Source organism: Ruegeria sp. C8, from assembly GCF_056537565.1.
Genome location: NZ_JBQFRV010000004.1, coordinates 238,643 through 263,717, shown reverse-complemented (window position 1 = coordinate 263,717; position 25,075 = coordinate 238,643). Strand labels below are relative to the sequence as shown.

The window sequence follows — 25,075 nt, the reverse complement described above, 5'->3', positions numbered from 1 at the left end:
GTCGCGCAACACTATTGGACGCTATCTCGGAAGAGAATCGAATTGTGCGCGGGTAATCCGTTCACATGAACATATCATAAAATGCTGAGCCCTCTGGCGACACTGCCACGGTTAGGCGTTGTGAAAAAAGGTTCTGGAGTTACGGAACCGCAACGAAAAGGAAAGTGACACGTGGCACGTATTGCCGGCGTAAACATCCCGACTGCAAAGCGGGTACCAATCGCCCTCACCTATATCACCGGAATCGGCAACACCTCGGCCAAAGCGATCTGCGAAGCCGTGGGCATTGAAGCGACCCGTCGCGTCAACGAACTGTCCGACGCCGAAGTTCTGAAAATCCGCGAATTCATCGACGAAAACTTCACCGTCGAAGGTGACCTGCGTCGTGAAGTTCAAATGAACGTCAAGCGCCTGATGGACCTGGGCTGCTACCGCGGTCTGCGTCACCGCCGCAACCTGCCGGTTCGCGGTCAGCGTACCCACACCAACGCTCGTACCCGCAAAGGCCCCGCAAAGGCCATCGCTGGTAAGAAGAAATAAGGGAGGGTCTGACTGATGGCACGTGATAAGACTCGCGTTAAGCGCAAAGAGCGTAAGAACATCGCATCGGGCGTCGCCCATGTGAACTCGACCTTCAACAACACCAAGATCCTGATCTCGGACGTGCAGGGCAACGCGATTTCGTGGTCGTCTGCCGGTACCATGGGCTTCAAAGGATCGCGGAAATCGACACCCTACGCCGCTCAGATGGCTGCAGAAGATGCAGGCAAAAAGGCGCAGGAACATGGCGTCAAGACGCTGGAAGTCGAAGTTCAGGGTCCCGGTTCGGGTCGTGAATCGGCTCTGCGCGCGCTGGCTGCCGTGGGCTTCAACATCACGTCGATCCGCGACGTGACGCCGATCGCTCACAACGGTTGCCGCCCGCCGAAGCGCCGCCGCGTCTAAGCGATTTTGAATTTGGCTGGGGCTGTGTTTTTGCACGGCCCCAGCACGTCATTTTGAACCTCGGGCGTCTGCACCTTGTTGGTCATGGGGCGCGGACAGGAATGGAGGGATTACATGATCCACAAGAATTGGGCAGAATTGATCAAGCCGACCCAGCTGGACGGCAAGCCGGGCAACGACCCTGCGCGTCAGGCAACTCTGGTTGCTGAACCGCTGGAGCGTGGCTTTGGTCTGACACTGGGCAACGCGCTGCGCCGCGTTCTGATGAGCTCGCTGCAAGGTGCGGCCATCACCAGCGTTCAAATCGACAACGTCCTGCACGAGTTCTCGAGCGTGGCGGGCGTGCGTGAAGACGTCACCGACATCATCCTGAACCTCAAAGGCGTGTCGCTGCGCATGGAAGTCGAAGGCCCCAAGCGCCTGTCGATCAATGCCAAGGGCCCCGCGGTTGTCACCGCTGGTGACATCAGCGAAAGCGCTGGCATCGAGGTTCTGAACCGCGATCACGTCATCTGCCACCTTGATGATGGTGCCGACCTGTTCATGGAGCTGACCGTCAACACTGGCAAGGGTTATGTTTCGGCTGAGAAGAACAAGCCCGAAGATGCACCCATCGGCCTGATCCCGATCGATGCGATCTACTCGCCGGTCAAAAAGGTTGCCTATGACGTTCAGCCGACCCGTGAAGGGCAGGTTCTGGACTATGACAAGCTGACCCTGAAGATCGAAACCGATGGTTCGATCACGCCGGAAGACGCGCTGGCCTATGCCGCTCGTATCCTGCAAGACCAGCTGTCGATCTTCGTAAACTTCGACGAGCCGGAATCGGCTGGCCGCCAGGACGAGGACGATGGTCTGGAGTTCAACCCGCTGCTGCTAAAGAAAGTCGACGAGCTGGAACTGTCGGTCCGTTCGGCAAACTGCCTGAAGAACGACAACATCGTTTACATCGGCGACCTGATCCAGAAGACCGAAGCCGAGATGCTGCGCACCCCGAACTTCGGCCGCAAGTCGCTGAACGAGATCAAAGAAGTGCTGTCCGGCATGGGTTTGCACCTCGGCATGGATGTCGAGGATTGGCCGCCCGACAACATCGAAGATCTGGCGAAGAAATTCGAAGACGCGTTTTAAGCGCGTCTTCCCCAATGCCCGGGCGTCCGGGGACTGTATGGGCACTTCCGCCCCAAGGAGAGCCGGTGACACGCATCGCCGGCCAGACAAAGCAAAACGCAATATAGGAACTGAAAAATGCGTCACGCACGTGGTTACCGCCGCCTGAACCGTACTCATGAGCACCGCAAGGCTCTGTTTGCAAACATGGCTGGCTCGCTCATCGAGCATGAGCAAATCAAAACAACTCTGCCCAAGGCAAAAGAACTGCGCCCGATCATCGAAAAGCTGGTCACTCTGGGCAAGCGCGGCGACCTGCACGCACGCCGTCAGGCCGCAGCACAGCTGAAAGAAGACAAAGACGTCGCAAAGCTGTTCGAAGTTCTGGGCCCCCGCTATGCCGAGCGTCAGGGCGGTTATGTCCGTATCCTGAAAGCTGGCTTCCGCTATGGCGACATGGCGCCGATGGCGATCATCGAATTCGTTGATCGTGACGTTGACGCCAAAGGCGCGGCTGACAAAGCTCGCGTTGCAGCCGAAGAGGCCGCAGAAGAATAAGAAAGCCAACAGCTTTCAAAAAAGAACCCCGTGTCCTCGACGCGGGGTTTTTTGTTTTGCGGAGTTACAAACTAGTTTGCATCGGCACGACCAGGATGGGCTTTCTCACACAGCGACAAGCTTACCGTCTTGCAATTCAAGCCTGTCCGGGGCCAGCGCATCGCGAAATGCAGGAGAATGGCTGACCAGAAGGATAGCCTGAGGCAGAGATTGCAGGATTTCGAGCAACCGCGCCTCGTTCTTGGTGTCCAGCGCATTGGTTGGCTCATCCAGCAGCAGGGCCTGCGGCTCCATCGCCAGAACAGTTGCCAGCGTGATCAGACGCTTTTCGCCGCCTGACAGTTTATGCGTGGTCCGTTCCTTTAGGTGCATGAGGTCGAGGTCGCCCAAAACGCGATCCACGATCGCAAGCGCCTCATCCCGCGTTTTGCCGAGGTTCAGCGGACCAAAGGCAATGTCTTCAGCCACGGTGGGGCAGAACAGCTGGTCGTCGGGGTCCTGAAAGACAAGACCGATATGGCGGCGGACGTCGTGGAAATCGGCCTCGGCCTGTCGTGTTTTGCCAAAGACGGTCACCGTACCCGAAGACGGCCGTTGCAGCCCAAGTGTGATACGTAGGAGAGTGGATTTGCCGGACCCGTTCGGACCGGTCAGAGACAGGCGTTGCCCGGCCTCCAGCTGTAGGCTTGCCCCATTCAGAACCGGGTCCTGTCCGTGGTAGGCAAAGCAGATGTCGTGTAACGCGATAAGTGTCATGCGAATTCCACAATCATCAGGGCAAGGCAGAGGGCCCCTAGCCCGGCAGCAAAGACAATATCTCGGCGTGTCAGGGTAAAGTCCTGCAGCAACAGCATCTTGCCCGAAAACCCCCGGCATTTCATCGCGCCGAGGATACGCTCGGACCGTTCGATGGCCCGGACCAGCATCATCCCAACCAGATAGCCAAAACTGCGATAGGTGTGCCAGTTGGTACCGGGGCGGAAGCCTCGGACTTTCATGGCTGAGCGGAGGCGTTGATATTCCTCATGCAGGACGTCGATGTAGCGGATTGTGAACATAAGAAGATGCACCAGTGTTTCCGGGCAGCGCAACCGGTGCAGGGCGTGGCCCAACGTAACAGGCTCCATCGTGCCGACCAGAACCATCACGGTCAGGATCACGGCATTCGCGGTCAGCGCGATTTCAACGGCTTTCCAGAGCCCCTGCCAGCTGGCCGGAAACCCCCAGATGGTAAACATCGGGTCGCCGGGCATGGTGAAGGGCAGGAGGACCAGCATGAAGATGATGAAACTGTCCATCATCGCCATCCGCTTGAGCGTTTTGCGCCAAGGCAGTCGGGATAGCACCAGTAGGGCCAGCGCGATCATCAACGCCGCCGCAAGCGCGGGGAGGGAGGATAGGGAGACCACAACGACCGCAAACAAAACGGACATGACGATGCGCACGCGCGGATCAAGCGAGGTGATCAACCCCTGTTGACCGATCGTGCCAGCCTCGGCCAGCGTCCGTTCCTGTGGTCCCAGTACGTGTGCCATCAGCCTGCCAGTTTCCTCCGCGCCGCGAGGTAGAAGCCCAGCCCGAACAGGCCAAAGATGTAACCGATGCCGCCTAGAATGGTCTGTAGGTCGTTATGTTCACGATAGGCGGCGATTTCCCGGCGCAGAGGGCGTATTTCGTCTCGGACGGCTGCTGCAATGGCCTGGCGTTCCTCATCGCTGAGGGAGGCCACGGTGACGCCCTCTGAGGCGGGAGCTGGTGTAGGCGACGCTGCGGGCGTGTTCTGGACGGCAACGCCCATGATCTTGGCGACGTCCTCGGCGGGCATGGTGACCTCGGCCACGTGACCGGCGCCAAGGTCGGCAAAGAAGGTATGGGCGACGGGTGTTGTGGGCGTGTAGATGAAGAACCCGTCTGCGTCGGTCGTGGCCCGGCCCAGCTCGACCCCGTTTGGATCGGTTACGACAACCTCGGTATCGGTCGCCATGGTGCCGTTGGAGAAGCCAATTTCCCCTTCGATCGCATCGCCGGATGCAAAGACCCCGGCAATCACCTTGTGGGCCAGCGCGGGCAGAGGGGCTGCGCATAGGGCCAGGATGAGGGCAAGCTGTCTCATGTGGCGGGCCTTGTCAGAAACAATTCGGGTTTGACCTTTCGCGCCAGCAGGACGGCGAAACCTGTCAGGACGGCCTCGATGATCATCACGGGGATATGGGCAAAGAAGACCAGCCTGGCGGCGGGGAGGAATTCGTCCCCGGACAGGGCCAGTGAGATGCCCACCATGACGGTCGTGGCCGCAATGGCAAAGGCGCCGCCTATGCCGCCCCAGATCGCGCCATGAACAGGTGAACCACGCCCAATCAGAGGCCGGAACAGCAGCCCCGCCAGAACGGCCGGAAAAGCGATGTTAAGCGCGTTGATCCCCAGCACCGTCAGCCCGCCGAAGCCGAAGAAAACGGCTTGAAGGAGCAGACCCACAAACAAGGCCGGGAAGGCAGCCCAGCCGAGCAGAAGCCCGGCTAGACCGTTGAGGATCAGATGCACCGACGACGGCCCGATCGGAACATGGATCAGCGAGGCCACGAAGAAACTGGCCGCCAGCACCCCTGCTGTGGGGATGCGGTCCAGATCCAGCGACCTGAGGCCCATTGCGACCCCACCAGCGGCGGCAACGGCTCCGCCGATGACGACCGGGTTGGACAGGGCTCCGTCGACGATGTGCATCGGGGTTACTCCATGTCCCAGGCGCGGATCCAGATCACCGCGTCTTGGCTCAGCTCTTTGCCTTCATGTTCGGTTTCCGAACCAGCGCCCAGCGCGGCAAAGCCCCAGTAACCAGCTTTCGGAACACCGAAAGAGAAATAGCCATTGGCGCCGGAAATGGCGACAACAGCGCCTCCGGGCATCGGTGAAACGGTAGGTTCGGACGAGGCTTGGCTGTCAAAGCTGGGTTTGGCGGCCATGTATTCGATCTCGATCTCAGCGCCGACAACCGGTTCGCCGTTTGCCAGCACCTGACCGGTGAAGGTCGAGCCTGCGATGATATTGTAGGGCTTGTTCAGCGGCACGATCTCGGTCGCCAGACCCGCGGGGTTCATCCAGTCGGTCGGCAATTCGTTGCGGTTCAGGAACGCCTTGGTGATCTGCTGGATATAGATATCCTCGGCCTCTTCATAATAGGGCTGAGGCACAGTGACCATTACGTAGTCGCCCGAGCGCTTGACCGGAACAGATCCCTGAAAGGCTGCGCCTTCATTTTCAGGGCTTGAGAACCGGATGGGTTCCAGCGTGTCCAGCAGGTCGATTTTATCGCCGTTGTGGATCACGTAGAATTCCTGCGGCTTGTCCAGATCCATGACATGGCCGTTTTCGAACGGGTGCCAGAAGATCAGCTTGACCGGCACGTCGCCCGGTGCCTCGATCAGCGTGTCCGTGGTGTATTCCAGCAGAAAATGCGCTTGCGCCATCGCTGGAATTGCCAGCGCAGCAGCAGCCGTGCAGAGCAGTTTTTTCATAGGGTCTTTCCCTCGTCCCTTCGTGCCAACCCCGGCACGTTTTCTTATTTGACTTCGAGGTGAACGGGACCCTTTGCCTCAAAATGAGGGCACCGGCCCAATGCACACCCCGGCATCGGTGACACACCCCTTCCGAGGGTGCATATCCGGCAGGTCTCCTGACTTGCGGGTCAAAGCATCGGGCTGGCCTTCCCAGGTGGAACCCAGTGGCATGTCAGCCCTGCTCACCGCCTACAGTTGCGGGGGCAGTTGCGGCATTGGGTGGATCAGAATTCCCCGCACCGCATTCCCTTTTCTCCGGGCGAACCCGGAACCGGACATGAGGACGCTGATGACAGAGATCACCGCCGCCGGTCAATCTCTATTTCGATCCTTAGCGATAACATCTTGTCGATAGGATCGGATGTTCTTGTTCAGCCAACCGGGTATAGTTTTTAGCGAAGACGCGCTTGCAAGCGACGAGAAGAGAATGCGCGCGCTTGCAACGCAATCTGGACATCAGAATCAGATGGATGCATCCTGCGCTGCGTCAGACTCCGGCGTAGCGCGCTTGTGTTCGGCGCCTAATTTCCCACAAGCCCCGGAGGCCCAATGTCTGAGATCAAACAAGGCGACACCGTTCGCATCCACTATACTGGCACGCTGCTGGACGAGACCGTGTTTGACAGCTCAGACGGGCGCGATCCGTTAGAGTTCGTTGTTGGTTCGGGCCAGATCATACCCGGCCTGGACAGTGCGATGCCAGGACTGGCGGTTGGTGACAAGAAGCGGGTCGAGATTGCATGTGTCGACGCCTATGGCCCGATCAACCCGGCGATGCGGCAGGACATCCCGCGTGAGGGTATTCCGGATGATATCCCACTAGAGCCGGGAACCCAGTTGCAGATGCAGACCCCGGACGGTCAGGCGCTGCCGGTAACGGTTGTCGAGGCGAACGAGGCCACGGTGACGCTGGACGCCAATCACCCGCTGGCTGGGCAGGATTTGATTTTCGATATCGAGGTTGTCTCGGTGAGCTAAAGGCTTGGGGTTCTAGCCCCAAAGCCCGTCAAGCGCTGCACGGACTTGCGGTTGCGTGAAGAACACGAACAACACCAGCAATGTGGTCAGCGTCAAAAGCAGAACACGGGCGCGGGGGCTTAGGAACCCCGTTTTCCGTCTGGTCAGGGTGCCACGCGTATTGCTGGCAAGGATTTGGTCAGTTTTGCTCATGCCCATATCCCTGACGCCGAAAGATGGTCAAATCTTGGCGGCGTCTGGGAAAGATATGGTCACATGAAATCCGGCTGTGGCATTCCAAGCACGTGGAAACCGCCATCCACCCGGATGATCTCGCCCGAGGTGCAAGCCCCCGCATCCGAGGTCAGGTAAACCGCTGTGCCGCCAACGGCCTCCAGCGTAGCGTTCGAGCGCATCGGCGCATTCTGGTCGCAGAACTTGTAGGTCTTGCGCGCACCGCCAATTGCAGCCCCGGCCAGGGTCTTCATCGGACCAGGTGAAATCGCGTTCACACGGATGCCCTCGGGGCCGAGGTCGTTGGCCAGATAGCGTGTCGCCGATTCCAGCGCGGCCTTGGCAACGCCCATGACGTTGTAATTCGGAACCACACGATTCGAGCCTTGGTAGGTCAGTGTCAGCAGCGAGCCGCCATTGTCCTTCATCAACGGATATGCGCGGCGCGCGACCTCGATGAACGAGTAGGCCGATACATCCATCGAATGCTTGAAATTAGCTCGTGTGGTGTTCAGGAACCGGCCTGTCAACTCGTTCTTGTCCGAATAGGCGATGGCGTGGACGACAAAGTCGATGGTGGGCCAGCGCTCTCCCAGCTCGCCAAAGGCGCGGTCCAGCGAGTCGTCATCCGTGACATCCGCATCGACCATAAAGTCGCTGCCAAGGCTTTCGGCCAATGGCTGCAGGCGCTTCCCGAACGCGTCGCCCTGATAGGTGAAAGCCAGCTCAGCCCCTGCTTCGTGCATCGCTTTCGAGATACCCCAGGCAATCGACCGGTCATTGGCGACACCCATGATCAGGCCGCGTTTCCCTTTTAGAACTTCTGACATCTCGTTCACCCGTTATACTTTGACAGGACCATGGATCCGTTTGTGCCACCAAAGCCGAAGCTATTGGTCATGACCGAATCCAAACCTGCATTTTCAACCACTTGAGTTGCAATTTCACCGGGCTGGATGCCTTCGGCTAGTGTGTCGACATTGATCGACGGCGTTATGAAATCATTGTCCAGCATGAGCAGGCAGAAGATCGCCTCAAGCGCGCCGGCTGCGCCTTGTGCGTGCCCGGTCATCGACTTGGTGGATGAGATCGGCGGCACGTTGCCTTCGCCGAAGATGCGACGGACGGCTTCAACTTCACCCACATCTCCGACCGGGGTCGAGGTGCCGTGCGCGTTGATGTAGCCAACCTTGCGGCCTTCGGGCAGGGTCGACAGCGCAAGACGCATCGCGCGCTCACCGCCTTCGCCGGACGGGGCCACCATGTCATGACCGTCCGAGGTTGCGGCATAGCCGGTCACCTCGGCGTAGATTTTGGCACCGCGCGCCAATGCATGGTCCAGATCCTCAAGCACGACAATGCCGCCACCACCCGAGATCACAAAGCCGTCGCGGTCCTGATCGAACGCGCGCGAGGCTTTCTGCGGAGTGTCGTTATACTTAGACGACATCGCGCCCATCGCGTCGAATAGGCAGGACAGGGTCCAGTCCAACTCCTCGCCGCCACCTGCAAACATCACGTCCTGCTTGCCCAGCATGATCTGTTCCGCGGCGTTGCCGATGCAATGCAGCGAGGTCGAACAGGCCGAAGTGATCGAGTAGTTGATACCTTTGATTTTGTAGGCGGTGGCAAGGTTCGCGGAAATCGTGGAACACATGCATTTCGGCACGGCAAAAGGCCCGATCCGCTTGGTGGCGCCGTTTTTCAGTACCGTCTGATGCGCGGTCAGCATTGCACTGGTGGACGGTCCGCCGGATCCGGCAACCAACCCGGTGCGCGGATTGACGACCTGTTCCTCGGTCAGCCCGGAATCGGCAATCGCCTGTCCCATCGCGATATGCGCGTAGGCCGCACCTGGCCCCATGAAGCGCAGGGTACGTTTGTCCACGCGCTCGGACACGTCGATCTTGAGCGACCCGGCGATCTGGCTTCGAAAGCCATGTTCGACCATCTGCTCATTGGCCTCGATGCCGGACTTACCTGCTTTGAGCGAGGCGAGAACCTCTTCGGCATTGTTCCCGATCGAGGAGACGATCCCCAAACCGGTGACGACGACGCGACGCATATGCGTTCTCCTGTGTTCCGTTCCTGTTGGCGTAATGTCCGCTGGCGTCAGCTTTCGGACAGTGCAACCTTCATATCTTTGACTTGGTAAATTACTTCACCATCCGCTTCGACACGGCCATCCGCGACCCCCATGGTCAGACGGCGTGTTTGTACGGCTTTGGTAAAATCAACATAATAGGTCAGCATCTTACGGTCCGGGCGGACCATGCCGGTCAGTTTGACTTCGCCCACGCCCAGGGCGTAGCCGCGCCCCTGCCAGCCGCGCCAGCCCAGGTTGAAGCCCGTCAGCTGCCACAGGCCATCCAAACCCAAGCAGCCCGGCATGATCGGGTTGCCGGGGAAATGGCAGTCAAAGAACCAAAGATCAGGCGTGATGTCGAATTCCGCGACAACATGGCCTTTGCCATGTGCACCTCCGTCACCTGAAACATCGGTGATCCGGTCCATCATCAGCATCGGAGGGGCAGGCAATTGCGCATTGCCGGGGCCAAAAAGTTCGCCTCGCGCGCATTTCAGCAGATCCTCTTTGTCAAAACTGCTTGGGAATTGGGCCATTCTTGCCGCCTCTTCTGCCTTGGGTCTGTTCATTACATTTGGCCTCACCTAGCACCCGTATGCAAGGTCCTGCAAGAGCAGTGGCCGGATGATGTTGCGACCTAGCGGTCTTTGCGAATGAATTTCATTTGAAATTGGCATCCCTGCGCCCCTATATATATAAGCAGCAAAAATGGGTATCGGATTCATGACACCTCAGAGCCGTAAGATAGCTACAGACTGGTTGGAGAGCGCCGGATTGCGCCCGACGCGACAGCGTGTTGCGCTGGCCGAGTTGCTTGTGGGCGATGGTCGTCACCGGCATGTCACAGCGGAAAGCCTGTTTGACTCCGCGAAGACCAAGGGCGACGCGGTGTCGCTTGCGACGGTCTACAATACGCTTCGCGCGTTCTGCGATGCGGGCGTGCTGCAAGAGATCACGGTGGATGGGTCGAAAAGCTATTTTGACACCAACACCCATGATCACCCGCATTTCTATTGGGAAGATGAAAGCCGGCTGAGTGACGCTCCGTCCGAAGAGTTGGTGATCCAGCGCCTCCCGAAGGCGCCGGAAGGGGTCGAGATCGCCTCGGTCGATGTGGTTATCCGTCTTCGCAAGAAACCTTAGTTCTGGCCTCGGACTAACGTATCAAACAGGATACGTTCCGCTGACGCCAATGTGGCTTCGACGGGGCCGGTTCCGTGGCGCGCCAAGACGACAGGTTCAGCAGCGTCCTTGTCTAGGATCGGCAGACGCACAAGCGTTCGATTGTCATAGCTCGTCGAATTGTTTGGGCTGGCGTAGCTGATTGCGATTCCTTCCCCATGGGCTGCGAGGCTGCGCTGAATCTCAAGCGTCGCGGCCCTGTGGGCGACAGTTGGGTTCAGGCCATTACGTCGAAACAGGTTCAGGACGTGCTGAGCGGACAGCCCTTCTTTTGACAGGATCAGGGGTTCCAGTTCCAGATCGGCCAAAGTCACACTGCGAGCCTCTGCAAGCGGGTGATCAGGTGGGAGCAAGGCGTGCGGGACACTGTCGAACAGCTCTTGCCGGGTAAACCCTGCATCCATGCCAAGGTCATATGTGATCGCGATATCCGTCTGACCGTTGATGAGACCGTCCAGCAAGCCCTCGAAACTGTCCACCTGATAGGTGATGGTCACATCGGGAAGGGCAGTTTGCAGACTGCGCAAGGCAGAGGCCAGATGAAACGGTGCCAGGTCAATGAAACAGCCCAGCCGCAGGTGTGAAGACCCGTGCGGCGCATCTGTCGGATTTTCGATCTGCGCGGCAGAGTGCAACAGCTTTTCCGCCTGTTCGATGAAAAGGCGGCCCTGAGGGGTTGTGGTCATCGCCGCCCCCCTCCGACGCATGAACAGCGGATATCCCAGAAGCGACTCAACCCGCGTCAGGGCCGTCGATAAGGCAGGTTGCGATACGTTCAGCGCGTGGGCCGCGGACGACAAGCTGCCATGGCGGCCGATGGCGCAGACATATTCGTATTGGCGAAGTGAGATATATAACATCACGTTAATTTTTACTTCGAAAGATATGATTTGAACAGAAGGCTTTGTTGCCCTTTAAACGGGGGCAAGCACAAGGAGACCGACATGCCACACCCTCTTGTTTCTCAGGACATGATCGACACCTATCAGACCGACGGGGTAGTCCTGATCAAAGGGCTTTTTGCCGATCACGTGGATGCGTTGCGCGACGGGGTTGCCGCCAATATGGCCGAGCCGGGACCCTATGCGCCGGACAATAAAAAGGAAGGGCAGACCGGGCTGTTCTTTGATGATTACTGCAACTGGACCCGTATTCCGCAGTTCCGCGAGGTGATCGAGACCTCTCCGGCAGCTGAGGTCGCAGCTGACCTGATGCAGTCGAAAACCGTGCAGATGTTTCACGACCATGTGCTGGTGAAAGAGCCAGGCACCTCGATGGCGACGCCCTGGCATCAGGACGGGCCGTATTACTTTGTCGAAGGGCAGCAGACGATCAGCTTCTGGTCGCCTTTGGATCCGGTGAAACAGGCCACCCTGCGCTGTGTTGCGGGATCGCACAGGTGGGAGAAAGAGGTGCTGCCGACCCGCTGGGTCAGCGAAGAGGGGTTCTTTGCTGATGAAGGCCAGTACATCCCGGTACCCGACCCGGATGCGGAAGGGATGAAAGTGGTCGAATTCGAAATGGAGCCCGGTGACGCGGTCGCGTTCAACTACCGCACCCTGCATGGGGCGCGAGGGAATCACTCGGACAGTCGTCGCCGGGCGTTTTCACTAAGGCTGGTCGGGGATGATGCGCGCTATGTCGAGCGTCCGGGCCGCACGTCGCCTCCGTTTCCGGGGCATGATATGGTGCCGGGGCAGCGGTTGCGGGAAGACTGGTTCCCGATGCTGCTGCCGCGATAGGGGGCTCTGCCCCCGCCGCCTGCGGCGCCTCCCCCGGGATATTTTCGGCCAGATGAAGAGCGGATCAGAACCACTGGCCGGGTTCGATCAATCCCAGATCGAGCAATTGGCGCGATGTCCATTCGAACGAGACGGAATTGTGCCAACGGAAACTCGAGATATCGAAGGCTGAACCTGCGTTGCTTTTTAGGGCTTTTGCCGCCCGGAATGAGCAGATCGCGGCCGTCAGATTGTGGTGCCACGGGCATGCATAGGTGTTGTATTCGGCCTCGTTGAACGTGTGGTCGGGCTGCAGTATCAGGTCTTTGCGGGTCTTGAATAGGGCGATTCTGTCGATGCGACGGCGTTCATAGGGGATGTGATCTTCAAACCGCCAGCGCAAGCCGCCGGACATGTCCAATTGACGCTCGACTGGTCGGCCGGTGGCGTCATGGCGGGTGTGGGCATAGTAACCGGTGCTGTCCAGCATGGCCTGGTCAGGGGCTACGCCGTTCGGGAACTGGCTCAGATCACCGGCATAGAGGTCGATCACGTGGCACAACATTGCGTTTCGGCGTTCCTCGGTGTGGAAGGCCAGCAATTCCCCTATGCTGCGTGTTTCGCAGAAAGGGTAGAACAGGTATTCAGCGTTGTAGCAGTAATACATCCAGACGCCGGGTGCGGCTTTCGTGATGCGAATGATCGCGTCGAACACCATTGTCCGGGGCGCGCATCTGAACGTCACGCGATGTATCCGCGCGGACAGGTCCTCGCTGAGGGTGAATTCGGCGGGCATGAAAGCCACGACGGACTTGAAGCCGAGGCCTAGATGGTGGTGCAGCGTGCTTTCGACCTCGGTCTCGTCTTCGGCGAAAATCAGGGCCACGGGGCCTTTGGACAGGGCGGATTGGCCTGAATTCAGAAGGCTGTCGAGGGATTCGTACTGCATCGCCGGTTTTCATTCGCGTCTTGCTGGAAAGTTTCGCCAAATTCGGGTAATTGCGCCGGCATTGCAAGCGGCGTTCGAAGCATATAGATGACGCCGATCCAGCGACTGCAAAGGCCCGATCCATGTCTGAACCCAAAAAGCTGTTTATCAAGACCTATGGCTGTCAGATGAATGTCTATGACAGCGAGCGTATGGCCGAGACCTTGGGCGGGCAGGGATATGTCGAGACCAAGTCGCCAGACGATGCAGACATGATCCTGCTGAACACCTGCCATATTCGAGAAAAGGCCGCCGAAAAGGTTTATTCCGAACTTGGCCGGTTTAAGGGTTTGAAGGCGGAAAAGCCCGACCTCAAGATCGGGGTGGCGGGCTGTGTTGCGCAGGCCGAGGGTGAAGAGATCATGCGCCGTCAGCCTCTGGTCGATCTGGTGGTCGGACCACAAAGCTATCACCGTTTGCCGGAGATGGAGGCCAAGACTCGTGAAGGTGCCAAAGCTCTGGACACGGATTTCCCCGAAGAGGACAAGTTCGAAAAGCTTAAGAACCGTCCCAAAGCCAAACGCGGCCCAACGGCGTTTTTGACGGTACAGGAGGGTTGCGACAAGTTCTGCGCTTTCTGCGTTGTGCCATATACCCGCGGGGCCGAGGTCAGCCGCCCGGCCGACCGCATCATTCGTGAAGCGCAGGATCTGGTCGAACGCGGCGTGCGCGAGATCACTCTGCTGGGTCAGAACGTCAACGCCTATCACGGTGCCGGCCCCAATGGAGACATGACGCTGGCTGGGCTTATCTGGGAATTGAACAAGGTCGACGGGCTGGAGCGTATCCGTTTCACCACCTCGCATCCCAATGACATGGCAGATGATCTGATTGAGGCGCATGGTACCTGTGAAAAGTTGATGCCCTACCTACACTTGCCGGTGCAGGCAGGGTCGGACCGGATCCTCAAGCGGATGAACCGCAGCCATACGGCGGACAGCTATTTGCGCCTGATCGAGCGTATCCGCGCTGCGCGTCCGGATATCGTGATGTCGGGGGATTTCATCGTCGGCTTCCCGGAAGAAACCGAAGAGGATTTCCAGGCGACTTTGGATTTGGTTGAGCAGGTCAAATACGGCTATGCCTACTCGTTCAAGTACTCGACCCGTCCGGGGACTCCGGCGGCGGAACGCGCCCAGGTTGACCCGGCGGCGGCGGATGACCGCTTACAACGCTTGCAAGCTCTGATCACCAAGCATCAGCGCGAGATTCAAGATTCCATGGTCGGTCGCACTGTCGGCGTTCTGTTTGAGAAACCCGGGCGGCTCGAAGGGCAAATGGTTGGAAAATCGGACTATCTTCACTCGGTGCACGTGGTTGGGTCTGACCTGAACGTGGGAGACCTGCGGAAGGTGCGTATCGTGAAGTCTGGCGCGAACTCTTTGGCCGGGGAACTGTTGCAATAAGGTGGTTCTTTGCGGGCACGTCGTGCCAGTACGAATATATCTAAAATTTACCCTTGATTTATGAATTGGAACTATGTTCCGAGAGGAGCCAAGTTTTCTGATGGGCCTCGACCGCGTGCGGAAGGTTTGTTTTTGCCGATCACGAAAGTGGCGTCGATGGAGGGTATTGAGTGGTGGTTCTGAAGTGCAAAGGTCTCTGGTCTGTGTCGGTCGCAACTTTAGTGGCTTTTGGGGCCAGCGCGACTTGGGCGAGCGATCAAACGGGGGACATATCTGATCCCGAAGTGATCAGCGACAAGCGCTTCAGCGACGATGTCAGTGCCTTCTATCTCGGTGTGACGGCAGGGTATGGCGGTGGGGGCGATGATCGGTTCGGTCTGACCACGCCAACCGATACTTTCGCAATCGGCGATCAGGACATCAGCGGAACCTATGGCGGTGTGCGTGGCGGCTGGCGGGGTGTCCTGCCGGCTCGGGGCGGTCGTGACTATGTTTATGGATTTGAGCTGGGATATGATTTCGGATCGCTGGACGACAGTGTTTCCACTGTAGTCGGCTCTGAGACGGTTCAAGGCGGGTCAGAAGTCTCGGATATTGTCACCTTGCGGTTTCGGAATGGCCTAACCAACCGCAGCGGGCGAATCCTTTACTTCGTCAGTGTCGGTTACCTTTGGGGTGACGTAGAGACCACAAACAGTATTTCGTCCACCACTGGCACACAGTCATTTGAAACTTCGGATCGCCGCAACGGGTTCTCGCTCAGCATTGGTGCGGAACATTATCTGACGGAAGACTGGTCGATCACAGGTGAGTTTGAATATGTCCAGTTCGATTCCAAGGATATTGAATTCTCTTCGGGTTTTTCGACAAAATCCACACCGAACTATCGCGGTCTGAGGTTCGGTTTGAACTACAAGTTCTAAACCGGGGCAAAGCGCCCGATCGGCGCTTTTGTCATCGCCGAGCGAATTTTTGAAACTGTGGCTTGCACCTGGTCCGAGTTCTTGTCTACGCTCAAGGTGAAACGCCAAGACAGGAGAACGGATTGGCCATCGGTGCCCTTACCCCACCGCAAAATGAGATGCCCCAGCGCGAGGCATTTGTAGAATTCCCCGACAACCGCTTGTTGATTGATTTATGTGGCGAATATGACCGCAACCTGACCGAGATCGAACAGAAGCTCTCGGTCCAGATTGTGCGCCGCGGCAATCAGTTGGTGGTGATGGGCGAAGAGGATTCGCAGAAAAACGCTATCGAGGTTTTGCAAGCCCTCTACACCCGTCTGGAAGGCGGGCGCGAGGTTGAAGCCGCCGATGTGGACCGGGAGCTGCGCATGGGCGGCTCAGAACAGGGGACTGGCAGTCGGGACGGCGACCAGCTTGAGATGTTCAAGGGTGGTACCGTTGAAATCAAGACCCGCAAAAAGCTGGTCGAACCCCGCACGGATGCGCAAAAAGCCTATGTGCAGTCGCTTTTCCAGAATGAACTGGCCTTCGGAATCGGCCCGGCGGGTACCGGTAAGACATATTTGGCCGTTGCCGTTGGCGTGTCGATGTTCATCGGTGGCCATGTGGACCGCATCATCCTCAGCCGTCCTGCGGTCGAGGCCGGGGAAAAGCTGGGTTATCTGCCGGGCGACATGAAGGACAAGGTCGATCCGTATATGCAGCCGCTCTATGACGCGCTGAACGACTTTTTGCCCGGAAAACAGCTCGCAAAACTGATCGAGGAAAAGCGAATCGAGATCGCTCCGCTGGCGTTCATGCGAGGGCGGACGTTGGCCAATGCTTTTGTGGTGCTGGATGAGGCGCAGAACGCGACGACCATGCAGATGAAGATGTTCCTGACCCGTCTGGGCGAGGGTAGCCGTATGGTTATCACGGGTGACCGGTCTCAGGTCGATTTGCCGCGTGGGGTTCAATCTGGGCTGGCAGATGCCGAACGGCTGCTGAAAACGATCCCGAATATCAGCTTCAACTACTTTACTTCGAAAGATGTGGTGCGGCATCCGCTTGTCGCCGCAATCATCGAAGCGTATGAGGCCGATTCAGGGCGCGAGACAGGATAACTCAAGGTCCAACGTCAGGCTTTGAGGCGACAGGATGAATCTTGAACTCACCGTGGAAGACGACCGCTGGCAGGGGCTGGAGCCTCTGTCTTCGCGCGCGGTTGAAGCGGTTCTGCACCATTGTGGGCTGGATCCGGATTTGTGTGAGGTCAGCCTGCTGGCCTGCGATGACACCCGAATTGCGGAACTGAACGCCGAGTTCCGGGAAAAACCAACACCGACGAACGTTCTGAGCTGGCCCGCCGAAGACCTCGCAGCGGATGTCGCAGGTGAAACCCCCGAACTGCCGGAACCCGATTTTACCGGCGAAATTGCCCTCGGGGACATTGCGATCTCATACGAGACTTGCGCGCGCGAGGCGGCTGAGGCGGGCAAATCCATGTCTGATCACGTGACGCATCTGATCGTTCACGGAACGTTGCATTTGCTGGGGTATGATCACATTCGTGACCCCGATGCGACCTTGATGGAAGGGATTGAGGTCAAGATACTTGGCAAACTGGGTATCAATGACCCATATAATAGGTGAAGCGGGTTATTTCACCCGATCAATTGGAAGAGGACAATGGGCGATACAGACGGCAGTTCTAGGGCGGCGCAAAGCGCGCAGTCTGAGAATTTGGACATTGAAGAGAAAAGCGGTTTCTTTTCGCGGATTATGGATGCCATCTCAGGGGCCGAAGAGGAGCAAAGCGCTCCGGTCAACGGGCATGAAATAGCCGACAATCAACATCGCGGCATGGTTAACCTGCGTCGCAAGCGGGTTGAGGATGTCGCCATTCCGACCGTTGAAATCGTCTCGGTTCCCTCAACGATTTCCAAGGATGAACTGGCTCAGGTCTTTCGCGAAAGCGGCCTGTCGCGGATACCCGTGTATGAAGGTACGCTGGATACGCCGCTGGGTTTTGTCCACCTAAAGGACTTTGCTCTAACCCATGGGTTCAATGGTGGCGGAGCCGAGTTCGACCTGACCTCGATGCTGCGCACGCTGCTGTTTGTGCCGCCCTCGATGCCTATCGGTGTTTTGCTGACCAAGATGCAGACCGAACGCCGTCACATGGCGTTGGTGATCGATGAATATGGCGGCGTTGACGGATTGTTAACCATCGAAGACCTGATTGAGCAGGTCGTCGGCGAAATCGCCGATGAGCATGACGCGCATGAAGATCAGCTTTGGCTGCAGGAAAAGCCGGGTTGCTACGTCGTTCAGGCCCGCGTTCCGCTTGAGGATTTTGAGGCCGAGATCGGACGTTCTCTGACCAGCCACGAGGATGTGGACGAGGAAGAGATCGAAACTCTGGGCGGTCTAGTCTTCATGCTGTCGGGTCGTGTTCCGGCGCGGGGTGAGGTTGTACTGCATCCCGAAGGCCCGGAGTTCGAGGTGATCGATGCCGACCCGCGCCGCATCAAGCGTCTGCGCGTCATGTTGCCGGACGTCGCTGCATGATCCCTGTCCGGGGTTGGCCTTTCTGGCTTAGACTTGGTGCCGCAGCTGCCTTGGGGGCGCTGGGCGCTTATGGCTTGGCGCCGTTTGGCTACTGGCCGCTGACGCTGATTGCGCTGACCCTAATTCCCGCGTTCTTTCTCGCCTGTGAAACCCGCGCGCGGGCCGCGTGGTTGGGCTGGGCCTTTGCCACCGGCTACTTCGCCCATGCGCTGAGTTGGATCATCGAGCCTTTCCAAGTGGACGCCGAGCGCCATGCGTGGATGGCTCCGTTTGCGCTGGTCTTCATGGCTGGCGGACTGGCGTTGTTCTGGGCAGTGGCATTCTGGGCGGCGCGGCGGGTTGAAGCTCCGGCCGCGCGGCAGGCTGTGTCGCTGGCCCTGACATTGTCGCTGGCTGAGTTTGGACGCGGTTATCTTCTGACCGGCTTCCCCTGGGCCGGGGTTGCGCAGGTCTGGGTCGACACACCGGTTGCGCAAATTTTGTCTTTGGTTGGTCCCTATGGGCTGGCTGCGCTGACCTTCGCGGTAACGTTTTCGCTTGGGGCTGCGATGGCGCAACCTGTGGCTCTCCGCTCGCTTTTGGTTCCGGTCGTTGCGTTCGCAGGTGCCACGGTTCTTGCCGTGGTCTACGCTTCCGGCAGACCGACCATTGAATATGGCGAAAATACTGTCCGATTGATCCAGCCAAATGCGCCTCAGCATCAGAAATGGGATCCTGCATACGCGCCCCTTTTCTTCGCTCGGCAGATCGAATTCACCGCGGCAGAGCCACGTCCCGACCTGATCGTCTGGCCCGAGACTGCAATTCCGGCGTGGCTCAGCAGCGCCGATCCTTATCTTGAGGCCGCCACGGATGCAGCTCAGGGCGTTCCGGTTATTCTGGGCATTCAGCGAGGGGACGGCCCTCGCATCTACAACTCGATGATCTATCTCGATGAGAACGGGCAGCAGACGGGTCTTTATGACAAGCACCATCTGGCCCCGTTTGGCGAATATGTCCCGTTCGGAAACCTGATGGCCCGTTTCGGTATTCACGGCATGGCCACAACGGCTGGTCATGGATTCAGTTCGGGGCCGGGGCCTGCAGTGATGCAGGCGGGCAAGCTGGGGCAGGCGCTGCCGCTGATCTGCTACGAAGCCGTCTTTCCCCAAGACGTAAACGGCGCGCCGGAACGCGCCGATTTCATCTTGCAGATCACCAATGATGCGTGGTTCGGAACCCGTTCCGGCCCTTACCAGCATCTTGCCCAGGCCCAGATGCGGGCGATTGAGCAGGGGCTGCCACTTATGCGGTCCGCCAATACCGGCATTTCGGGGATGATCGACCCTTTGGGGCGGATTACCGCATCGCTTCCTTTGGGGCAGGCCGGGTTTGTGGACGCCGATCTGCCGTTGCCTCTTGCGCCGACGATTTATTCCCGCATGGGGGACCTGCCCGTGTTCGGGGTCTTTCTCTTGTTGGCCGTGTTGCTATGGCGCATGCCGCGGCCGCGCAGCGCCTAGTTTCCGATTGACGCCATTTCGCAAGGCGCGTATGCCCTTGGTGCCTGTCACAACGGCTTCCTGGCGTGGCAGAGGAACTTCAATGGAGCACATTTATGTCCCGACAGAACTACACTTTTACTTCGGAATCGGTTTCCGAAGGGCACCCGGATAAGGTCTGTGACCGGATTTCGGACGCCGTACTCGACGCATTTCTGAATGAAGAACCCGAAGCGCGCGTGGCGTGCGAAACCTTTGCTACGACCGATCGGGTCGTCATCGGTGGCGAAGTAGGTCTGTCTGATCAGGAAAAGCTGCACGACTATATGGGCCGCATCGACGAGATCGCGCGCGCCTGTATCAAGGATATTGGTTACGAGCAGGACAAGTTTCACCACGAAACAGTCGAAGTGACGAACCTGCTGCACGAACAGTCCGCTCATATCGCTCAAGGCGTTGATGCCTCGGGTGATAAGGATGAGGGTGCGGGCGATCAGGGCATAATGTTTGGCTATGCCACCACGGAAACCCCTGCGCTGATGCCGGCCCCGATCCAGTATTCGCACGCGATCCTCCGTCGTCTGGCTGAAGTGCGTAAAAACGGCAGCGAGCCTGCTTTGGGCCCGGACGCGAAATCGCAGCTGTCCGTTGTTTACCGCGATGGCAAGCCGGTTGGCGTCAGCTCGATCGTTCTGTCCACGCAGCATCTGGATGAAGCGCTGACCTCGGACGACATCCGTGCGATCGTCGAGCCCTACATCACCGAAACCCTGCCCGAAGGATGGCTGAGCGCTGATACCGAATGGCACGTGAACCCGACCGGTAAGTTCGTGATCGGAGGCCCAGACGGAGATGCGGGCCTGACCGGCCGCAAGATCATCGTCGACACCTATGGCGGCGCGGCCCCTCATGGCGGCGGGGCGTTCTCGGGCAAAGACCCAACCAAGGTGGACCGCTCGGCAGCTTATGCCGCGCGCTACCTAGCCAAGAACGTGGTCGCCGCCGGCATGGCAGAACGCTGCACCATCCAGCTGAGCTATGCGATTGGCGTCTCCAAACCGCTGTCGATCTACGCCGACACCCATGGAACCGGCCAGATCGCGGACGCCGTGATCGAAAAAGCTGTTGGTCAGGTCATGGATCTGACGCCGCGCGGCATTCGTGAGCATCTGCAACTGAACAAGCCGATCTATCAGCGCACCGCAGCTTACGGTCATTTCGGCCGTGAACCCGCTGCCGATGGCGGCTTCAGCTGGGAACGCACTGATCTCATCGACGCCCTAAAGGCGGCGGTCTGATCCAAGACAAAAGGGGCGCGTCTCGCAGGATGCGCCCTTTCTCTTTTTCGAGATGCTCCGAGGGTCAGCCCCTTGTCACAAGACGCGCGCCACAGTAAGGGCACCGCCATGAGCAACCAGACACCCCAACGCCCCCGCAGAAACTTCTATGGCCGCTTCAAGGGCAAAACCCTGAAGCAAAGCCAGAAGACGTATCTGAACGAAGACCTCGATGCCCTGTCCCCCGGTGCTGTCGATTGGGAGACGAACCCCGAACGCCACCCGCTGGACCTCGACGCGCTGTTTGGCGGCAAGGATGTCTGGCTTGAAGTTGGCTTTGGCGGTGGTGAACATCTGGTGCATCAGGCATCGAACAACCCCGATATCGGGATCATCGGGGCCGAGCCATACATCAACGGCGTTGCCATGCTGCTTGGTAAGATCCGTCAGGCTGGGGTCGAGAACCTTGCCGTGCATCCCGGCGATGCGCGCGACCTGTTCGATGTGCTGCCCGAGGCCAGCATTTCACGCGCCTTCCTGCTTTATCCCGACCCGTGGCCCAAAACACGCCACCATCGCCGCCGTTTCGTGACGCCCGAGCATCTTGAGCCTCTGGCTCGTGTCCTGAAGTCCGGCTCGATCTTCCGCGTGGCCACAGACATTCCCGATTATGTACGCCAGACGCTTGAGGAAGTACCTCGCGCTGGTTTCGAATGGTTGGCTGAACGCCCTGCCGATTGGCGCGAGCCTTGGGGCGACTGGATCTCGACCCGCTATGAACAAAAAGCCCTGCGGGAAGGGCGGACACCGCACTATCTGACCTTCCGCCGGACGGAAGCCTGACCCGTTTCAAATTTCTGTAATCCTGCACGCTATGCTAGGCTGTGCGCGTTACGCGTTTTCAGCATAGCTTATTTCAAGGATTACGATGTCTGATATTCGGATTACCAACTGCCACACGCATCTGTTTCACTCGCGCCATGTGCCCGAGGACTATCCCTATCCGGCGCTCAAACCGTTCAAGAAGATGCCATGGTTGATCAAGGCTCTGGCTTTTGGTGCCAGACTGATCGGCCAGCTCGGCGTCGCCGATAAACTGGATCGGCTCTATCGCTTTCAGCAGGAGACGGATGAAGGCAGCCAGCGTGAGATTCTGGATAACCTGCAGCGACATTACCCCAGCAATACCCGCTTTGTCGTTTTGCCGATGGATCTGTCGGCCTTTGGCTTCGGCGCGCCTGAGGTGCCCCTGCGCGACCAGCACGACGAACTGGCGCAGTTGGCCACTGACCCTGAGGTTGGCACCTCGGTGATTCCCTTCGCAACGATCGACCCGCGGGCTGATCCCAATGCCACAGAGCTGTGGCGCGCCATTGACGATCTGAGGTTTCGGGGGGTCAAGCTCTATCCTCGTTTGGGATTTGCACCGAATGACCCGGCTCTGATGCAGCATGTCTATCCGCGGTTGCAGGATGAGAACCTGCCTGTGATGTCGCATTGTTCGCGTGGCGGGGTTCAGGGGCGGTATCTTTCCGACTATTGGGCTGACCGCTATACAGAGCCTGAGGCGTTTATTCCGGTGATGCGGGCCTTTCCTGACCTTCGGATCTGTCTGGCACATTTTGGTGGGCAGCGAGACTGGCATGCCTACGTCAATCCCGATCACAGCGACCCTTTGGACGATGCATTCAACCGGAATTGGCTGAGATCCATCCGCACGATGATCGGCAGCGGAGACCACGATGGCCTGTGGACGGATATCTCCTACACTCTTTTCCAATTCGAAGACTATGCGCCGTTCCTGCGTTTGTTCTTGATGGGCGAAGATAAAGAAAGCGAACGCCTGCGGTCGCGCGTTTTGTTCGGCTCAGACTACTACATAACCCGGCAACAGGCATTGTCGGAAAAGGCGGTCTGTATCCGGTTGCGCAACGTTCTGGGCGAAGAGATCTTTCGCCAAATCGCCGAGGAAAACCCGGCAAAATGGCTGGGAGAGAGCTGAGAGGCACCCATCCCCTCATTGCCGCTGGACCAACTGGTCCCAATTCGCTAATCGGCATGGACTGATAGCGAAAACAGGAGCCCCCATGTCCGGACACGGCACGCCCATCCCGATGACCTCGCATCCCAGCGGCCCGTTGAACGGAACGGCTGAGGTGCCCGGCGACAAGTCGATCTCGCATCGGTCGCTGATCCTTGGCGCGATGGCGGTTGGGGAAACCAAAATCTCGGGCCTGCTTGAGGGCGAGGATGTTCTGGACACTGCCAAGGCCATGCGCGCATTTGGGGCCGAGGTGACGGACCATGGCGGCGGTGAATGGACAGTGCATGGCGTGGGTGTAGGCGGCTTTGCCGAACCCGATCAGGTGATCGACTGCGGCAACTCGGGCACTGGCGTGCGGTTGATCATGGGCGCGATGGCAACCTCTCCGATTACGGCGACCTTTACGGGTGATGCCAGTCTGAACAAGCGCCCGATGGCGCGGGTTACCGATCCGCTTGCGCTGTTCGGCGCGCAGTCGGTTGGCCGTTCGGGCGGGCGCCTGCCGATGACCATCGTGGGCGCGGCGGATCCGACCCCGGTCCGCTACGAGGTTCCGGTTCCTTCGGCGCAGGTGAAATCAGCCGTTCTGCTGGCGGGGCTGAACGCCCCCGGCAAGACTATTGTTGTCGAGAAAGAAGCCACCCGTGACCACTCGGAACGGATGCTGGCCGGTTTCGGGGCCGAGATCACGGTTGAAGATACGGATGAGGGCCGCGTGATCACGCTGACCGGTCGACCCGAGCTGAAACCTCAGGTGATTGCCGTGCCGCGTGACCCGTCGAGCGCAGCTTTCCCGGTTTGCGCGGCGCTGATCACCCCCGGTTCGGACGTGCTGGTGCCGGGCATCGGTCTGAACCCGACCCGCGCAGGCCTCTTCACTACTCTGCGTGAGATGGGCGCGGACCTGACCTATGAAAACGAACGCGAAGAGGGCGGTGAGCCCGTTGCCGATCTGCGTGCCAAATACTCGCCCAACATGAAGGGGATCGAGGTCCCGGCCGAGCGCGCAGCCTCGATGATCGACGAATACCCGGTTCTGTCTGTGGTGGCGGCAAATGCGACCGGTACTACGATGATGGGCGGCGTGAAAGAGCTGCGCGTCAAGGAAAGCGACCGGATCGACGCGATGGCGCGCGGCTTGCGGGCCAACGGCTTGACCGTGAATGAAGGCGACGATTGGTGGTCGGTCGAAGGGCTGGGCATCGGCAACGTCCCCGGCGGCGGCACCTGCGAAAGCTTTCTGGACCACCGGATCGCGATGTCCTTCATGGTGATGGGCATGGGTGCGAAAAAGCCCGTCTCGGTCGATGATGGCGGCCCGATTGCAACCTCGTTCCCGATCTTCGAGCCGCTGATGGCCTCGCTGGGTGCCAAGGTCGAACGGACATGAGCTTTACCGTCGCCATTGATGGCCCAGCGGCGGCGGGCAAGGGGACGATCTCAAAAGGCGTCGCGGCGCATTTCGGGTTTGCGCATCTGGATACGGGGCTGTTGTATCGAGCGGTAGGACGGCGCGTGTTGGATGGGGTTGATCCCGTCGCGGCGGCCCAAGCTCTGACCGCAGAGGAACTGGAGCAAGGCGATCTGCGCACGGCTGAGATCGCGCAGGCGGCGTCAAAAGTTGCGGTCATCCCTGAGGTACGGGCCGCGCTGGTCGATTTCCAACGCGCCTTTGCCCGACGTTCGGATGGGGCCGTATTGGATGGGCGCGATATCGGGACGGTGATCTGCCCCGAGGCTGAGGTAAAGTTGTTCGTCACCGCCAGCGCGGAGGTGCGGGCTGAACGCCGGTTTTTGGAACTTAGCGCCAAAGGGTCTGATGTAACGCGTGATCAGGTCCTGGCCGATGTGCGCGAACGGGATGCGCGCGATGCGGAGCGTAGTACCGCCCCCATGAAACCCGCCGAAGACGCCGTTCTGCTGGACACGTCCGAACTGAGCATCGACGACGCTCTGGCAACGGCCATCGACATCATCAGACAAAAAAGACCCGCAGCGTAACTGCGGGCCGTTGTCT

Annotated in this window: 29 protein-coding genes and 2 riboswitches; of the genes, 18 read left to right on the top strand and 11 right to left on the bottom strand. The window is 58.9% G+C overall.

Going from position 1 to position 25,075, the window contains the following annotated elements; translation table 11 throughout:
- Positions 1–171 precede the first annotated feature (171 nt).
- The 4 genes from rpsM (at position 172) to rplQ (ending at position 2,613) form a co-directional block, all read left to right on the top strand.
- Positions 172–540: a 30S ribosomal protein S13 gene (gene rpsM / locus ACR0KL_RS08200; RefSeq protein ID WP_170377641.1), complete on the top strand. Its 369-nt coding sequence runs from the start codon at positions 172–174 to the stop codon at positions 538–540.
- 15 nt (positions 541–555) lie between these two features.
- Positions 556–945: a 30S ribosomal protein S11 gene (gene rpsK / locus ACR0KL_RS08195; protein ID WP_008757289.1), complete on the top strand. Its 390-nt coding sequence runs from the start codon at positions 556–558 to the stop codon at positions 943–945.
- Positions 946–1,059: 114 nt separating this feature from the next.
- Positions 1,060–2,076, top strand: coding sequence for a DNA-directed RNA polymerase subunit alpha (locus ACR0KL_RS08190; protein WP_170377644.1), 1,017 nt, complete (start codon positions 1,060–1,062; stop codon positions 2,074–2,076).
- Positions 2,077–2,193: 117 nt separating this feature from the next.
- Positions 2,194–2,613, top strand: a complete 420-nt coding sequence (rplQ, locus tag ACR0KL_RS08185) for a 50S ribosomal protein L17 (RefSeq protein ID WP_170334079.1) — start codon at positions 2,194–2,196, stop codon at positions 2,611–2,613.
- A gap of 105 nt (positions 2,614–2,718) precedes the next feature.
- Here the strand turns inward: rplQ and ACR0KL_RS08180 are convergent, their stop codons facing one another.
- The 5 genes from ACR0KL_RS08180 to ACR0KL_RS08160 are packed head-to-tail and all read right to left on the bottom strand — an operon-like array spanning position 2,719 to position 6,125.
- Complete coding sequence (locus tag ACR0KL_RS08180) at positions 2,719–3,369, bottom strand: ABC transporter ATP-binding protein (RefSeq protein ID WP_170676926.1); 651 nt, start codon at positions 3,367–3,369, stop codon at positions 2,719–2,721.
- Entirely contained in the window at positions 3,366–4,148 is a 783-nt protein-coding gene (cbiQ, locus tag ACR0KL_RS08175) for a cobalt ECF transporter T component CbiQ (RefSeq protein ID WP_170676928.1), read from the bottom strand. Before cbiQ ends, ACR0KL_RS08180 begins: the two co-directional genes overlap by 4 nt.
- The gene (locus tag ACR0KL_RS08170) at positions 4,148–4,726 is read right to left on the bottom strand and encodes a cobalt ABC transporter permease (RefSeq protein WP_170472128.1); all 579 of its coding nucleotides are present in this window, start codon (positions 4,724–4,726) and stop codon (positions 4,148–4,150) included. Before ACR0KL_RS08170 ends, cbiQ begins: the two co-directional genes overlap by 1 nt.
- The gene (cbiM, locus tag ACR0KL_RS08165) at positions 4,723–5,334 is read right to left on the bottom strand and encodes a cobalt transporter CbiM (RefSeq protein ID WP_170639241.1); all 612 of its coding nucleotides are present in this window, start codon (positions 5,332–5,334) and stop codon (positions 4,723–4,725) included. Before cbiM ends, ACR0KL_RS08170 begins: the two co-directional genes overlap by 4 nt.
- A 5-nt stretch (positions 5,335–5,339) precedes the next feature.
- A complete protein-coding gene (locus ACR0KL_RS08160; protein ID WP_480776857.1) occupies positions 5,340–6,125 on the bottom strand; it encodes a DUF4198 domain-containing protein in 786 nt (261 codons plus the stop codon).
- 131 nt (positions 6,126–6,256) lie between these two features.
- Positions 6,257–6,458, bottom strand: a riboswitch (cobalamin riboswitch).
- A gap of 258 nt (positions 6,459–6,716) precedes the next feature.
- On the opposite strand from ACR0KL_RS08160, the gene ACR0KL_RS08155 reads away from it, so the two are divergent.
- A complete protein-coding gene (locus ACR0KL_RS08155) occupies positions 6,717–7,145 on the top strand; it encodes an FKBP-type peptidyl-prolyl cis-trans isomerase (protein WP_480540144.1) in 429 nt (142 codons plus the stop codon).
- A 12-nt stretch (positions 7,146–7,157) separates the two neighbouring features.
- Here the strand turns inward: ACR0KL_RS08155 and ACR0KL_RS08150 are convergent, their stop codons facing one another.
- From ACR0KL_RS08150 to fabA, 4 genes are read right to left on the bottom strand one after another with little or no spacing between them, the layout of a single operon-like run.
- A complete protein-coding gene (locus ACR0KL_RS08150) occupies positions 7,158–7,337 on the bottom strand; it encodes a hypothetical protein (RefSeq protein WP_480776856.1) in 180 nt (59 codons plus the stop codon).
- Between the two features lie 59 nt (positions 7,338–7,396).
- Entirely contained in the window at positions 7,397–8,188 is a 792-nt protein-coding gene (locus ACR0KL_RS08145; RefSeq protein WP_480776855.1) for an enoyl-ACP reductase FabI, read from the bottom strand.
- A 5-nt stretch (positions 8,189–8,193) separates the two neighbouring features.
- Entirely contained in the window at positions 8,194–9,423 is a 1,230-nt protein-coding gene (fabB, locus tag ACR0KL_RS08140; RefSeq protein ID WP_480776854.1) for a beta-ketoacyl-ACP synthase I, read from the bottom strand.
- A gap of 47 nt (positions 9,424–9,470) precedes the next feature.
- Positions 9,471–9,980 carry a bifunctional 3-hydroxydecanoyl-ACP dehydratase/trans-2-decenoyl-ACP isomerase gene (fabA, locus tag ACR0KL_RS08135; RefSeq protein ID WP_170378117.1) on the bottom strand — a complete coding sequence of 170 codons (510 nt, stop codon included), beginning with the start codon at positions 9,978–9,980 and terminating at the stop codon, positions 9,471–9,473.
- Between the two features lie 187 nt (positions 9,981–10,167).
- Here fabA and irrA point away from each other — a divergent pair, with 187 nt between their 5' ends.
- The gene (gene irrA / locus ACR0KL_RS08130; RefSeq protein WP_170677289.1) at positions 10,168–10,587 is read left to right on the top strand and encodes an iron response transcriptional regulator IrrA; all 420 of its coding nucleotides are present in this window, start codon (positions 10,168–10,170) and stop codon (positions 10,585–10,587) included.
- On the opposite strand, the gene ACR0KL_RS08125 is transcribed toward irrA, so the two are convergent.
- Positions 10,584–11,486, bottom strand: a complete 903-nt coding sequence (locus ACR0KL_RS08125) for a LysR family transcriptional regulator (protein WP_480776853.1) — start codon at positions 11,484–11,486, stop codon at positions 10,584–10,586. The genes irrA and ACR0KL_RS08125 overlap by 4 nt on opposite strands.
- Positions 11,487–11,570: 84 nt before the next feature.
- Between ACR0KL_RS08125 and ACR0KL_RS08120 the strand changes: the two genes are divergently transcribed.
- Positions 11,571–12,368 carry a phytanoyl-CoA dioxygenase family protein gene (locus ACR0KL_RS08120; RefSeq protein WP_480776852.1) on the top strand — a complete coding sequence of 266 codons (798 nt, stop codon included), beginning with the start codon at positions 11,571–11,573 and terminating at the stop codon, positions 12,366–12,368.
- A gap of 64 nt (positions 12,369–12,432) precedes the next feature.
- Here the strand turns inward: ACR0KL_RS08120 and ACR0KL_RS08115 are convergent, their stop codons facing one another.
- A complete protein-coding gene (locus ACR0KL_RS08115; RefSeq protein ID WP_170676936.1) occupies positions 12,433–13,296 on the bottom strand; it encodes a hypothetical protein in 864 nt (287 codons plus the stop codon).
- 122 nt (positions 13,297–13,418) lie between these two features.
- Between ACR0KL_RS08115 and miaB the strand changes: the two genes are divergently transcribed.
- The 11 genes from miaB (at position 13,419) to cmk (ending at position 25,059) form a co-directional block, all read left to right on the top strand.
- On the top strand, positions 13,419–14,741 hold the full coding sequence (gene miaB / locus ACR0KL_RS08110; protein ID WP_170676937.1) for a tRNA (N6-isopentenyl adenosine(37)-C2)-methylthiotransferase MiaB: 1,323 nt from the start codon (positions 13,419–13,421) through the stop codon (positions 14,739–14,741).
- Positions 14,742–14,911: 170 nt separating this feature from the next.
- Positions 14,912–15,664 carry an outer membrane protein gene (locus ACR0KL_RS08105; RefSeq protein ID WP_170377673.1) on the top strand — a complete coding sequence of 251 codons (753 nt, stop codon included), beginning with the start codon at positions 14,912–14,914 and terminating at the stop codon, positions 15,662–15,664.
- A gap of 122 nt (positions 15,665–15,786) precedes the next feature.
- Positions 15,787–16,809, top strand: a complete 1,023-nt coding sequence (locus ACR0KL_RS08100; RefSeq protein ID WP_170676938.1) for a PhoH family protein — start codon at positions 15,787–15,789, stop codon at positions 16,807–16,809.
- A gap of 34 nt (positions 16,810–16,843) precedes the next feature.
- The gene (gene ybeY, locus ACR0KL_RS08095) at positions 16,844–17,338 is read left to right on the top strand and encodes an rRNA maturation RNase YbeY (protein ID WP_170676942.1); all 495 of its coding nucleotides are present in this window, start codon (positions 16,844–16,846) and stop codon (positions 17,336–17,338) included.
- A gap of 36 nt (positions 17,339–17,374) precedes the next feature.
- On the top strand, positions 17,375–18,256 hold the full coding sequence (locus tag ACR0KL_RS08090) for a hemolysin family protein (protein ID WP_170640489.1): 882 nt from the start codon (positions 17,375–17,377) through the stop codon (positions 18,254–18,256).
- Entirely contained in the window at positions 18,253–19,758 is a 1,506-nt protein-coding gene (gene lnt, locus ACR0KL_RS08085; protein WP_170676944.1) for an apolipoprotein N-acyltransferase, read from the top strand. The genes ACR0KL_RS08090 and lnt overlap by 4 nt, the downstream gene beginning before the upstream one ends.
- A 41-nt stretch (positions 19,759–19,799) precedes the next feature.
- Positions 19,800–19,848, top strand: a riboswitch (SAM-SAH riboswitch).
- Between the two features lie 5 nt (positions 19,849–19,853).
- Positions 19,854–21,035 (top strand): methionine adenosyltransferase, encoded by a 1,182-nt coding sequence (gene metK / locus ACR0KL_RS08080; protein ID WP_170555632.1) that lies wholly within the window; start codon positions 19,854–19,856, stop codon positions 21,033–21,035.
- 108 nt (positions 21,036–21,143) lie between these two features.
- Positions 21,144–21,857: a tRNA (guanine(46)-N(7))-methyltransferase TrmB gene (gene trmB, locus ACR0KL_RS08075; RefSeq protein ID WP_170555630.1), complete on the top strand. Its 714-nt coding sequence runs from the start codon at positions 21,144–21,146 to the stop codon at positions 21,855–21,857.
- Positions 21,858–21,942: 85 nt separating this feature from the next.
- Entirely contained in the window at positions 21,943–23,016 is a 1,074-nt protein-coding gene (locus tag ACR0KL_RS08070) for an amidohydrolase family protein (protein WP_170676946.1), read from the top strand.
- Positions 23,017–23,101: 85 nt separating this feature from the next.
- On the top strand, positions 23,102–24,448 hold the full coding sequence (aroA, locus tag ACR0KL_RS08065; RefSeq protein WP_170676948.1) for a 3-phosphoshikimate 1-carboxyvinyltransferase: 1,347 nt from the start codon (positions 23,102–23,104) through the stop codon (positions 24,446–24,448).
- Positions 24,445–25,059, top strand: a complete 615-nt coding sequence (cmk, locus tag ACR0KL_RS08060; protein ID WP_170676950.1) for a (d)CMP kinase — start codon at positions 24,445–24,447, stop codon at positions 25,057–25,059. The genes aroA and cmk overlap by 4 nt, the downstream gene beginning before the upstream one ends.
- Positions 25,060–25,075 lie beyond the last annotated feature (16 nt).